At 44.4% G+C, this 13,587-nt stretch carries 7 protein-coding genes; 3 read left to right on the forward strand and 4 right to left on the reverse strand.

All coding sequences use genetic code 11. The features are described from left to right. Window positions 1–115: 115 nt before the first annotated feature. The gene (locus ACOOFG_RS09515) at window positions 116–1,231 is read left to right on the forward strand and encodes a Glu/Leu/Phe/Val family dehydrogenase (protein WP_420421235.1); all 1,116 of its coding nucleotides are present in this window, start codon (window positions 116–118) and stop codon (window positions 1,229–1,231) included. Window positions 1,232–1,234: 3 nt separating this feature from the next. Here ACOOFG_RS09515 and ACOOFG_RS09520 read toward each other — a convergent pair whose 3' ends face one another. From ACOOFG_RS09520 to ACOOFG_RS09535, 4 genes are all read right to left on the reverse strand, one after another. Continuing rightward, window positions 1,235–3,358, reverse strand: a complete 2,124-nt coding sequence (locus tag ACOOFG_RS09520; RefSeq protein ID WP_420421236.1) for an ankyrin repeat domain-containing protein — start codon at window positions 3,356–3,358, stop codon at window positions 1,235–1,237. Beyond that, entirely contained in the window at window positions 3,316–4,062 is a 747-nt protein-coding gene (locus ACOOFG_RS09525) for a hypothetical protein (RefSeq protein WP_420421237.1), read from the reverse strand. Before ACOOFG_RS09525 ends, ACOOFG_RS09520 begins: the two co-directional genes overlap by 43 nt. A 68-nt stretch (window positions 4,063–4,130) precedes the next feature. Continuing rightward, on the reverse strand, window positions 4,131–5,429 hold the full coding sequence (locus tag ACOOFG_RS09530) for an MFS transporter (protein WP_420421238.1): 1,299 nt from the start codon (window positions 5,427–5,429) through the stop codon (window positions 4,131–4,133). A 9-nt stretch (window positions 5,430–5,438) separates the two neighbouring features. Next, a complete protein-coding gene (locus ACOOFG_RS09535; protein WP_420421239.1) occupies window positions 5,439–6,056 on the reverse strand; it encodes a thymidine kinase in 618 nt (205 codons plus the stop codon). Window positions 6,057–6,398: 342 nt separating this feature from the next. On the opposite strand from ACOOFG_RS09535, the gene ACOOFG_RS09540 reads away from it, so the two are divergent. Together ACOOFG_RS09540 and ACOOFG_RS09545 are read left to right on the forward strand one after the other, a co-directional pair. After that, complete coding sequence (locus tag ACOOFG_RS09540) at window positions 6,399–8,216, forward strand: beta-1,3-glucanase family protein (RefSeq protein WP_420421240.1); 1,818 nt, start codon at window positions 6,399–6,401, stop codon at window positions 8,214–8,216. A 28-nt stretch (window positions 8,217–8,244) separates the two neighbouring features. After that, a complete protein-coding gene (locus tag ACOOFG_RS09545; RefSeq protein ID WP_420421241.1) occupies window positions 8,245–13,587 on the forward strand; it encodes an autotransporter domain-containing protein in 5,343 nt (1,780 codons plus the stop codon).

Genomic DNA, 13,587 nt, shown 5'->3' on the forward strand with positions numbered 1-13,587 from the left:
TCCAAACGCAATTTTTCCTCGAAAATCTCGGCGTAAATTCTGCACTTTATTTTTCCGAAATAGTATAATCTGCTATAGTCATGTTTTTTATGGGCATTAATTGGGAGGAAAAGCGATGAACTTGAAGCAAGAAGAAATCGAGATCGCTGATTACGAAAAGGTTGTTAAATTCACAGATGCGGATTCAGGTCTCACTGCAATCATCGCACTCCATAATACAGACTTAGGTCCAGGCCTTGGGGGAACTCGCATTTACCCCTATGAAAAATTTGATGATGCCTTGACAGATGTGCTTCGCCTCTCAAAAGGAATGACTTACAAAGCCGGTATGGCCCAAGTAGGATTGGGTGGCGCAAAAAGCGTCATCATTGCTGACTCCAAAACCCAAAAAACCCCAGCGCTCCTCCACGCGTTTGCTGAAGCTGTTAACACCTTCCACGGAAGCTATATCTGCGCTGAAGACGTCGGATGCACTCCAGACGATATCGACACCATCCTTCAAAAAACCAAATACGCTTGTGGTGTTCACAACCTGCGGGGCAGCGGAAATCCTTCTGCCTACACGGCTTGGGGGACCTTCCAAGGAGTAAAATCTGCCTTGATGCATCTCGAAAACCATACTTCTTTAGAAGGCAAAACAGTTGCCATTCAAGGTGTTGGAAGTGTCGGCCGTCGTCTCATAGAACTTCTCTTCTGGGAAGGAGCGCAGCTTATCATTTCAGATATCGATGATGCCTCAGTTGCCAGGTTTGCTCATCAGTATGCTGCTAAAGTGGCTGCTGCAGATGAGATCCTCTTTGTCGATTGTGACATTCTAGCTCCCTGCGCACTTGGTGGCGTCTTCAATGAAGAGACCATTCCCAACCTTCGCTGCAGAGCCATTGCTGGAGCTGCCAACAACCAACTTCTCAATGAATCAGATGCTGACCTCCTTGCAAAGCGGGACATCCTCTACGCTCCCGACTTTGTGATCAATGCCGGAGGACTCATCAATGTGATGCACGAGCTTTCACCTGAAGGTTACCAAGCGCCACGTGCCCGTGAGATGACCAAGAAAATCTACCAACAACTTTTAGATATCTATCAGATTGCGCAGCAAAAGAAGATTTCTACGCATCAAGCTGCTGTGAGTATTGTCGACCATCGATTAGAGCACGGAATTGGAAAGCGCACAGAAGAGCTCTTCTTCCGCTTTGCACCGCCAGAACCTTCTCACGCTCTGACAACGTAAGAGCTATTCTAAAGCTCCTTGCTCAACGAAATAGCGCAAAACTTCTTTGTGATTGTATTCTGCTGCAAGGGCAAAGGGAGTTTTGATATGAGGAGGTGCAAGGTCTGCGCCATGCTCTCTGAGCAGTTTCACCATCTCTAGGTTCCCGTTTTGCGCAGCAGCATGCAGAGCTGTCCGTCCCTCTGTTGACCAATGATCATTCGGGTTTTGCTGGTTCACATTGGCTCCATGCTCTAACAAAACCTTCACTCCCTCAAGCCAGTTTAACTCTGCTGCACGATAAAGAGCCGTCACCTTCAAACCCTCGCGATTCAAATCAACACCTTTTGCAAGGCACTTTTTTAAAAAAGGCATATGACAATGACCAATGATTTTTAAAAGCGGCGCATCGCCATCCCATTTTGCAGCTAAAGGATCTGCGCCCTTGTCAATGAGAAACTCTGCTAACTCCTCATTCACATCATAAGAAAAACAATTCATGAGAGCTGTCTCTTCGCATCGATCTTTGGCATCGATATCAAAGCCTTGCTCAAGCATATGACTTACTATCAATTGACTTCCAAGATAAGCAGCGCGAGGAAGCATTTCAGAATCGTTTGCTTTCACTCCCAATGAAAAAAGGGTTTCTGCCACTTCACAACTCCACCCCTCATTGAGGGCATAATAAAAGAGGTTTTTTCCTTCTTGATCCACAAAGTCATAGATCGCACCCTGCTTCAAAAGGTAGTTCACAAATTCATCACCCTTATACCTCTTTACTGCAAAAACTAAGGGAGTGGTTCCTTCAAAATTTTTTGCATTGATCTCAGCTCCTTTTTCAACGAGCTTTTTCACACTTTCAAATTCCCCTCTCTCAGCCGCGTAATGCAAAGGTGTGTTCCCCCTTTGATCAAAGTAGTTAGGATCACCTCCATGATCGAGTAAAACATTGAGACATTTGAGACGGTCGTATTTCACAGCCACCATAAGTAATCGCTGAACGAGCTCTTGTGAAACTTCTTCAGAAAGGTGAGCCAATAGCTCTTCTGATTTGTCTTGGTAAACGGCCGAAAAAAGAGGGTTATCCTCGTTTCTTGTCACAATTCTCTGGGCAAAAAGTGGATTTAAGGGGCGTGAGGGAAAAAAGTGCTGAAGATCCAACGTGACCGTCTGAGGGTCCATTTCAGTATGGTGGTATCCTTCTGTGACAATCACAACTCGATTGCCTTTCACGTCGACTTTCCCATACCATCGATCCCCTAAACAATATTCACCGACACGCTTTAAAAAAATGCGCTCACGTTCAATCCCTTCATCTGCTAGAAAGTAAGGCTCAACTTCAAGAGTCACAAAAAGAAGTCCTTTAAAAATTCCTGTCCCCCCTCCGCAATCTTCAGTCAAAAGGACAAAGACATTTTGCTCTGTTTTCCCAAAGTAGTAGTAATCAAACGATGGAGGACGGTTGGACTCGTCTTCCAAAACAAAGCCAGGATTTTCAAAGTGACTAAACTCACCGCGATTCCCATTCCATAGTTCGATCGCGGTTTGGTGATTGTACCCACAGCTCGGCCATGGAGGAGTGAGAGCTTCGACGACGTGAGGGTCAATGAACGGAGGTTCTACAAAAGAATAGGGAAAGCTCTTTGCAACGTCATGAGCAAGAGTTAAGTTCCCCTTGATTTCCTGTTGCTTTCCCGGTTCAAAGCCAAATAGATTTTTCTCTAGGTATGTCGTGAACCATTGTGTTGACTCGACTGAAACACATGCTTTTGCATAAGAAGCATGTACTCCCTCGGCATAATGATGAGAAACCACTTCCCCGAGCTTCTCTCTAAAATCCCAAAATGCTTCGTGAAGCTCTGCAATGTTCTGTTGCAGCGACTGATAAGAAGTTTCCCATTTTTCACAGAAGTAGGACTCAATCTCATCTTCTTCGCCTTTGCATGAAGGAGGTTTTGCCTCATTGAGATAGATCGCAAGGTTGTTTTTAAACTCAATCCACCTCTGATCAGCATTGTCGAATTCTTCAAGCACAACCTCTTGAAAAGATTGCGCCTGCGCGCAGGCAAAAAATGAGAGCAGTAAGCTGAAAAACAACCTTTTTTTCATGACACGGTTTGGATCACTTGAGCTTGCTCTAGTATCCACATGGCGAGCTCTTCATAACCACATTGACACGCAAGATGGATTGGCAAATCCCCACTCGGACTTTTTTCTAGAAGTTGCTCAGGATACTTTTCAAAAAACCAGCGGATAAATCCCTGGTTATCCCCATACCAACTCAAGAAATGGATCGGCAACATGCCTTCTTTTGTTTTTTCGAAGATGCAAGAAGGGTCTTTTTCCAACAGCCACTTAATGACTTGGAAGTTTGAAGCACAAAATGCATGATGAATTAAACCAAAATCTTCATCATCCTTAGCTTCCAATTGGGTAGGATCTTGCTCAATTAGCCATAAAAACAGATTAAAGCCTTCATAATCCCCTTGATTTTGTACAAACTGATGGATCAAGAGTCGGCCACCTTTATTGCGCTGCTGCAGTACTGCGGGATCTTTCTCCACCACCCATTTGAGCAGTTCATATTGCTTGTCATAATATCCTAGAGAGTGGATCGGATAATCTCCACTGTATTCACTCTTCTCATGAAGAAGTGAAGGATCATACTCGACGATCTTTTTATACAGCTTTGGACATTCTTGCAGGCCATGCAGAAGTGTGCTGTTATCATTATCGCGCGTTTGCATCAACGTTTCATCGCGATCGATCAGCTTTTCCAGCAAATGAAAATGCCGATTAAAAGCTGCCTGCATTGCAGGGCAAGCGCCTTGAGAGTTTTTCTCGTGTAACATCTTTTTTTGCCCTCTTTTTTAGACAAGTGATGCTATAGTTTAAAACACACTATCTTTACTAGCAATCCTTAAGCTTTTACTGAGCTGGTCGCTTTTTGCGGTTCTTTGATCCTTGCTAAAGCGATGAGGGCGATGACAAACCCAATCGGGAAGATCATAAACGCTGTCATAAAATCTTTTAACGCATAGAGAGGAGCACCATTTTGCATCGTTCCACTCCAGCTAAAGTCGAGCAATTTGCCTGAAAGCGGCTGGATCACACCTGCCATCCCCATGATAATCAGTGCGGCAATTCCCATGGATGTCCCCGTCAGCTCTTTGGGGTTGCTTTCTGTAATGGTTGGATACCCGATCACTTGGCTGCTGGTGAAAAAGCCCAAGGCAAAGAATAAAGCTGTCAGCATTTTTTCTGACGGATGCGGGATGAGGATGATGGCGAACATCACAATAAGCGAAGTGAGGCCTCCAAATAGCATTGGCAGGCGCCTTTTGCCGATTTTATCAGAAACCCAGCCGTAGATGGGTGACCCGACAATGGTTCCCATGCAAATCATACTGACGATAAACGAAGCATTTGTCAGTGGAATCTGGTGTACTTGTGTTAGGAAAAGTGTTCCCCAAACGGCGCTGATAATCATCAGCGGCATGTTTAAAAAACAGGTGTAGAAACCACAACAGATGTTTTGCATGTTGAGCACGGAGCGTTTGACTCCTTCCCAAAAAGGAAGCTCTGTTCTCTCTTCTTCAGTTTTGAGAAACCCTTTGGGCGCATCTTTTACAAAGGCAAAAATGAGTGCAAAGATCGCCACACCAATGAGTCCATCGATCAAGAGTGCTTGGCGCCAATCAAACTTTTGCGCCAGGAGCGAAAAAGGAACTTGGGCAACAACACCACCAAGCATCCCCATGGTGATCATGAGTCCGACAATAAACGCTTGTTTTTCTTTGGGGAACCAGCGGGAAATGAGCATCATGCAGCTCAAGAAACAAAAAGCATTGCCAATTCCTGAGAAAAAGTGGCAAATGCATGCAAAACCAAACGAGTGAGCACGACTAAAGCCCAAGGTTCCAATCACACAGAGAAAAAGAGCGGTTAAGATGACTTTCCGCACAGAAAAGCGATCGAGTAAAATCCCTGCCGGCAAGAGAAAGATCACATCGGCAAGTAAATAGGTAGAGCTGAGCGTTCCAAATTGAGTTGCATTGAGCCCAAGATCCCGAATAAGCATGGGAGATAAGGCGTTCATCACATGCAACTGAAGTAATTCATAAGCAAAAAAAAGAGATGCAGAAAAACACACGACCCAAGGAAGAATCGCTTTTTTCCAAAGGCTAGCGTCTGTGGTGGAAGATTGGGTCGCTGACATATTTCACTCCTATTTAGACAGGGCCTGTTCAAATGCAATTTCTTCAATAGCATCGATCGCTTCGACAAAATGTTTCATGCAAACCGAAAGATAACTTTCATTGCCACCAATGTGGACTTGATTTCCTTTACTCACAGGGGTTCCTTCCTCATCGATACGCATGTTCATCGTGGCTTTGCTACCGCAATGGCAAATGGTCTTGATTTCAATCAGCTCATCAGCCCAAGTGAGCAAATACTGACTCCCTTCAAAAGGTTCCCCTAAAAAGTCAGAGCGGAGGCCATAACATAAGACAGGGACATGCAGTTTTTTCGTGATCGAGACGAGTTGTGCGACCTGTGGTTTCGTGAGAAAGTGAGCTTCATCAACGAGAACACAATGCAAAGCGCCTATTTCATCGATTTTTTCTTCAGTTTGATGATAGATATCAGATCCCTTTTCGAACAAAAGGGCTTCTTGTTTTAGGCCGATGCGCGAATAAATTGCGGGATCGCCAAAGCGATCATCAAACCTAGGTGCAAAAAGGAGGGTGTTCATCCCTCTTTCACGGTAGTTGTAGCTCGACTGTAGCAGTGTTGTACTTTTTCCTGCGTTCATCGCCGAGTAATAAAAGTAGAGTTTTGCCATGCACTTATCTCGATTGCCAAAGGAAGTTTTCCTTTTAAGATACGCAAAACTCTCTTTTCTGCACACACGAAAAGAGTAGGTTTTTTCAGATCAAAAAAAAAAAATAAAAAAAAAATTCTTATTCCTATAGCATTGACTTTTCAACTGAAATGAAAAAGACCTATGGGATGATCAGAGGGATTTTCAGGTCAAAGCAATCGACACCTTAAAAGAAATAGGACGGTGAATATGTGTCTTTCATATTTTACTAGAATAATAATCTTCGTAATTACAATTCTTTCCCCGCAACTTCTGCAAGCCGTTTCTCCAGCCCCATTGCAAAATTTCTGCCCTGTTGTTTTAGTGAATAGTTCAAATCTGAATGCCAATCAAGTTTACTTCGTTGCGCATGGAAATGACCCTGATGGCTTTCCCTGTTTTTTGGTTCCAGATGCAAGTGGGGTTTGCCAGTTTGTTTACCCAACTGCAGACGGCACCCCCAGTTCAGCATCAGTGAGTGTCACGCTTGACCAGCTCCCAGCTGTCACGGGAACCCCTTTCAGCAATGCTTACTTAGTTTATCTACCCATTAACGCTTCCTCAAGGGCTTATCTATCGATCAACTATCCGATGTATCTAGGAACTTCTATCAACCCTGCGCTTGGCGTCATGGGAGTTGATGATGCTTCTGTGACTTCAAGAAACGATCCTAACTTCTACACTTTGTATCAAGATTTTGAGTTTGGCCTTGATAACTCGGTTACAGATTCAACAACGCAATTATTTCTAAACCTTTCCTGGGTCGATTACTTTTGCCTCCCCATGCAACTCGCGACTTACAGCTATCCCTCTAATCAACAGATTAGTACAGCGGATACTTACGCTTCTGGAACAGAGACTAGCTTGACACGTGAAGACATTATTACCCAGATGAATGCCGGTTTATCCGAAACTGGTGTTGAATCCTATCCCTCATGGCAGTATTTGGATGTTCCGTTTTACGATAACCCTTACACAGATTCAACACCATCTAGTTGCGTTCGGATTCTCGCAGCAAAAAATAGTATTGATTTAGGAGAAAGTCCACTCTTTCAAGGAGGAAAAAACCCTCCGCAATTTTTCCCTTCAACCTACGGCACTGACTCAACTAATGGTCCACAAGCAGGTAAGAGCTTTTACCAAGCTGTGTATGACTACTACCTAACAAATACGCTTTACGCCCAAGTATTTCCTGCCAAAGAGCCTGCTGAGACCTACACCATCACATCCGTTTCAGGGCAAAACCTCGTCTTAAGTTTTGCGGCTCAAAGTAGCTCTAGTTTAGATGTGACAATTGACTTGAATGATCTCCCTTTCGATCAGATGCTAAGCGGCTCTGTCTGGCCATTTATACCTGCAAGCGTTCCTGCCGCTTACACAAATGAACTCTCTAAACTCATCAGTGCGCTTTTTACGATCGGTCAGCTGCCATATACCGCCTCGACAACTTCTCCTACGACCCCTTTTGTCAATAACAATGGAGGATACAGTGCAATAAAGTATTTTATAAACCCTCCAGGTTACAGTAATGGCCCATGGTACAATCTTTACGACATCGTGCTGCACGAGTTACAGATCAATCAAGGGAAAGTCCAATCGAATCCAACCTTAGGCCTTGGCTATGGTTATGATTTTGATGACCTATTGAATATGAGTGGAATCATTAATGGAATTGCAATCCAAGATAGCCTTGGCAATCCGTCTCAAGACCCAGAAGTGACTGAGCCCTATATTGTCATCACGTTGCTCAGTTTGACTGGAACAAACATTCCTGACCTCGCTGCAAACAATCAAGCCTACAACGTGACTATGGGACCTGCTGGAGGTGGAGTCGATGTGTCATTTACCTACTATAATGGTTCGTCAACGCAGACAACTAGTGCTTCCTCTACTGAAAATACCATCTTAGGCTCGGTTCAAGTAGATGACAGCAATCCATTTGTCATCAAGTTCACTTTTGATGGGACAGACTATGAATACCATATCAATCTTCAAAATCAAGCTGTGCTTCCCTCGACGGCAACAAGTACTTATTCAGCAACAGACCAACACTTCTTAAATAGCATTGTATTTTCGGCAACAGGATCGCCCCCAGAATTTACCATTACGTACAATAGCTCGCCTCCTCCTTGGGCTGGATAGGATTAACTCTTAAAAAATGTGAGACCAAATGAGATTAAGAAAAGCTTTACTCTTACTGATCATCCCTATCAATTTATTCGCTACTCCCAATACCTCAACATGGCAAGGAACCACCAATTCCATGAATACTGCAGGAAATTGGAACCCTACAGGAGTGCCAGGGGGTAGTGATCTAGAACTAGTCTTTCCAGCATCTCCCACAATAAACACAGTTACAAATGATATTGGGGCTCTTTCCGTCGATGTGATGACTTTTCAAGACACTTACACAATGTCTAGCAACCCATTTGTTACTACAGCATCAGGAGTTGTGAATGTCTCTTCTGGCACAGTAACGTTCAATCAGTCCAACCAGTTTTCGGGAGTGATCACAATCGGAAGTGTCTCAACTCCCGCGACTCTCTCAGCCGGCATTGCTGGAGCTATTGGAAGTACAAGTTATCAACCAACCCTAAATCTACTGGGGAATAGCATATTCAACTTGAACAGCAATAATAATACGTTGAAGAGCTTGGAAGGAAATCCCGGGAGCACAGTTAGTCTAGGATCTGCAGAACTCACCGTAACTGCGGGCTCTGAAGATCTCCCTTTTTATGGAATCATATCAGGTACGGGAACTTTAGTCGTCCCAACGGGAACACTTGCTCTAATGGAAACAAATACCTATTCAGGAACAACAACCATTCAGACAGGCGGTGCTTTAAATGTCTTAAAGGGATTAGGTTCAACCTCACAAGTCAATTTCCCTTCTGGTGCAGGATCGCTTGTATTTGGCGATTCACTGACTTCAAGCAAACCAATGCAAGTTGATGGGACAGCTTCCATTAGCGTTAACGACTACAATGTCAATCTTACCGGATCATTAACTGGGAGTGGACCGTGGTCAAAACTTGGGCGTGGAACATTGACTATCACAAACTCTAGTTTGTCAGGACCTCTCACTATCGCAGGGGGAACTTTAAATGGAAATGCAACGAGCTTAACAGCTCCAGCGGCGATTACATTTGATACTTTTGGGGGCACCCTTCAAATCGCTGGAAATATGACACTTTCCCAAGCTATCACCCTTGCTAACCCTGGCGGATTTGATACAAATAGTTTCAATCTCGAGCTCAGTGGTCCTATCTCTGGATCGAACCCTCTCACAAAGACGGGAGCGGGCACACTCACCCTAACAAACACAGGAAATAACTACGCAGCAAAGACGATCATTAAGCAAGGAACACTCAGTGTGACACCTCAGACATTTTCATCAGGCTCGACGCAAGTTGTTTTCAATAGCCCAGGCAGCGGTATCCTTCAAATTACAGATGGATTTCCTAATTTTACGCCTTCAATTGTCTTCATGGCAGATGGAACGATCGATACAAATGGCAATGACATGACGGTTTCTGGAGTGGTTGCAGGGCTCTCGACAAATGGTTTCACCAAGGATGGAGCGGGAACACTGACTTTCACTGGCCAGAACGTTTACCAAGGGGCCACAAATGTGAGCGCTGGAACACTTCGAGCGGGGATAGCCTCCACTTCCACCTATGGAGCTTTTGGAATCAATTCGCCTGTCACAGTGAGTTCTGGAGCCACAGCTAACTTCCAAAGTTTCCCAACAACCGTTGGGAGTTTAGATAATTCTGGCACTGTACTCAGCACTAATACAGTTACAGCTACGAGTTATACTCAAGGAGCTTCTGCTACACTCGGATTAGACTTTCCGACAAATCAAGCCACACCGGTGGGAAATATCTCTACAACTGCTGGAATTAATTTAGATGGCACCATAACCGTGACTAATACTGGAGGCTTTAGCCCAACTTCTGGGACCGAAGTCGTCCTGTTACAATCTTCTGGCACCGGAAAACAGGTGCAGGGCACATTCACGACGACCAACCTCCCTTTTGGTAAATTGAAATATACCAAAACCCAAGTCATTTTGGGTAATGGAGGCTGCGATGGAATTTGGACCTCAACAACCAATGGCAACTGGGGAACGATGGGAAACTGGTCATCTAGTTGTGTCCCAGGAACCACTGGGAATGACCAAGATTCTGCCACATTTAATGATGTTGCTGCTGCAAATGTCATAGCCACTCTTGCAAATGATGCAGGAAGTACTGCATTGCCCGTAACACTGCACGAAATCGCATTTAATTCCTCCTCTACCAATTACACAATCAATCAGTTTGACAGTAATAGTCTTATCACCTTAGATGCTCCAGCGGGAAGCTCCAACCCCTCAATCGTCCTCACAGCAGGAGCTGCGACAATCGATGCCTCGATTGCGCTCAATACAGACTCTGTGATTTCACTTAGTTCGGGAACATTGACTCTCGGATCCAACACTGCGATCACATCACCTAGTAGTAACTTGCAAATTATCGAAGGGACACAAACCGGCGGAGTCTTAACAAACAACGGCTCAATAAAGCCTGACAGTCTTACAATCGACGGGAGTACGCTCAATAATAGTGGAACAGTCCAAACCACAGGTTCTATTATCATCGAAGATCTTCCAGGAAATGTGAATCCCATTGTCGTCAACAACTCTTCAACGTTCACTGCTGGAACAACTCTAAGCATTGGAGGAAACGCAACCGTTACAAATAGCTCTACAATGACTTCGGGTGGAAATTTCACCATTAGCAACGGCACCGTCACGAATCAATCTGGAGCTCAATTAAATGCTGGCCCCAATAGCCTGCTAGAAGTGGCTGGAGGCAGCTTAACGAATGATCAGGGGGGGATGTTAGGAACGTCTAATTCAGACTTAACGGTAAGTGGAGGCATGCTCACGTCTTCTGACCAGGTCCTAGCAACAAACTACACACAAAATAGCTCTGGAACACTCGAACTGAGCTTTCCGACTGCGTCTGCCTCACCTGTCGGCAATATCTCTACAACTGCTGGAATTAATCTAGCCGGCACCTTAAACGTGACAAATACTGGAGGATTTAGCCCAACTTCTGGGACTGAAATCATCCTATTGCAATCTTCTGGCACTGGAAAACAAGTGAATGGCTCATTCATGCCTGCGACCCTTCCTTTTGGTAAATTGAAATATACCAAAACCCAAGTCACCTTAGGTGTGGGAGGCTGCGATGGAATTTGGACCTCAACAGCCAATGGCAACTGGGGAACAGTTGGAAATTGGTCGTCTGGTTGTGTCCCTGGAATCGGTGGCAATGACCAAGATTCCGCCACATTTAATGATGTTGCTGCTGCAAATATCACAGCCACTCTTGAAGACGGAAGTGGTGCATTACCTATCACGCTGCACGAAATCGCATTTAACTCTGCGAATACCACTTACACCATCAATCAGTTTGACAGTAGTAGTATTATCACCTTAGATGCTCCAGGAGGAAGCTCCAGCCCCTCAATCGTCCTCACAGCAGGAGCTGCGACAATTGATGCCCCTATTGTGCTCAATACAGACTCTGTGATTTCACTCAGTTCGGGAACATTGACTCTCGGACCCAACACTGCGATCACATCAACTAGTAGCAACCTGCAAATTATCGAGGGAACACAAACAAACGGGGTCTTAACAAACAATGGTTCGATCATGCCTGCCAGCCTTACAATCGACGGGAGTACGCTCAATAATAGTGGAACAGTTCAAACCACAGGTTCTATTATCATCGAAGATCTTCCAGGAAATGTGAATCCCATTATCGTCAACAACTCTTCAACGTTCACTGCTGGGACAACTTTAAGCATTAGCGGCAACGCAACCGTCACAAATAGCTCTACAATGACTTCTGGTGGAAACTTTACGATTAGCAGTGGTACAGTCAATAACCAGTCTGGAGCTCAAATGAACGCGGGTCCTAGTAGTCAGTTCTCCATTACGGGCGGCATGGTTACAAATAGTCAAGGAGCGACACTCGGCTCATCCGATGCAGACCTAAGTCTCACAGGTGGAACTCTGAATAATTCCGGCGTAGTCGCAGCTCAAACCTATACCCAAAACAGCCCTGGAACTCTCCAGCTCAACCTCATAACAAATACAAATTTTGGAAAAGTTGTTGCAAGCGACCAAGCAAACATCGGTGGAAATCTCATCGTCAATGCATCTTCAGACCCCTCTTTAGCAACAAACCAAAGCTTTGATTTAATTGTAGCTCAAAACGGTGTCTCAAATACCTTTTCCAATGTGGCATTCCAAGGGTTCCCTGCCTCGATTGTACCAGACCTTACCTATCTAACTAACGCAGTCCAACTCAACACAAGTCCAGCTGTACCAGGACATTTTAGTGGAAATTCTCACATTTCCATTGCAACGATCAAACAACACAATTCATATATCACTAGAAAGTGTTTTCAATTCAGAAATCGGATCTCAAATGGTAGCTCTTCTAACAATCGGAACGAGATTGCGCAAATCGACCTCTCAAATCCTCAAGTCAAAGGAACAGTCGCCTCTTTAGACGACCCATCTAGCGTCAACACGATCGATCATGAAGCAAGCAACTCCAACGAGAAACAACTCCCTGCAGGGTCTCGACAAACAAGATTCGGAAAAGTCTATATCGGCCCAATCGCTTCCTTTGGTCGCGTCGATTCAAAAGGAGATCAAATCGGCTCAACCTACACTTCTGTTGGAGGATTGCTTGGTGCAGATTATCTTTTCCGTGACATCGAGCACTCGCCATTCGATATTGGATTAGGGGCGATTATTCAATATCGTAGACAGTGGGGAGATGGAGAAAAAAGCTCTGGAAACTTTCAAAACCACATCCTCCATGGTAGTATCTATAGCTCATTTTTCCCACAAATTCTGCCAGCACTTTCTATCGAAGCCATTCTTGGTTATGCTCACATTTGGGATCACCTCAATCGAAGAACAGGCTTTGATAACAAAAGCACTGCAAGAAGCGATACCGATCAGAACCTCTTTGATGCTCTTCTTGGTTTAGAATACACCTTTGCTCTACCGAAGCAGTTTTCGTTCACACCCTATCTCTACTTACAGTACATCTATAATCACATCAGTGGTTTCAAAGAAAGCGGAGCAGGAATTTACAACCTAAAAGTTAACTCTCAATCCACTGACTCCTTAAACACTCAATTAGGTGCTAGGACATGTTACGACCTCATAAGAAAAAGCTTCACATTGACCTTTGAATTCGATACCGAATGGATACATGAGTATTTAAACAACGATCGAACAGTTGGATTTACTCCATTTGTGATCTCAACCCAACCTACAAATGTCACAGCTTTTGGAGCTTCAAGAAACAGCTTGCTTTTGGCAGCCGATCTCTTATTTAGATTTGTCAATGGCTGGCAAACAGAAGCTAGTTACACTTTCCAATACAACAGTTCTTTTTATGACCATTTCTTTTACCTAGGTGTTGGCAAGCGGTTCTAA

The sequence above is a fragment of the Simkania sp. genome, from assembly GCF_965215465.1.
Classification (GTDB): Bacteria; Chlamydiota; Chlamydiia; order Chlamydiales; family Simkaniaceae; genus Simkania.

Coding starts and splice junctions, on each gene's coding strand:
- ACOOFG_RS09545 (WP_420421241.1), top strand. CDS start 8,245: ATGAGATTAAGAAAAGCTTTACTCTTACTGATCATCCCTATCAATTTA.
- ACOOFG_RS09530 (WP_420421238.1), bottom strand. CDS start 5,429: ATGTCAGCGACCCAATCTTCCACCACAGACGCTAGCCTTTGGAAAAAA.
- ACOOFG_RS09525 (WP_420421237.1), bottom strand. CDS start 4,062: ATGTTACACGAGAAAAACTCTCAAGGCGCTTGCCCTGCAATGCAGGCA.
- ACOOFG_RS09515 (WP_420421235.1), top strand. CDS start 116: ATGAACTTGAAGCAAGAAGAAATCGAGATCGCTGATTACGAAAAGGTT.
- ACOOFG_RS09535 (WP_420421239.1), bottom strand. CDS start 6,056: ATGGCAAAACTCTACTTTTATTACTCGGCGATGAACGCAGGAAAAAGT.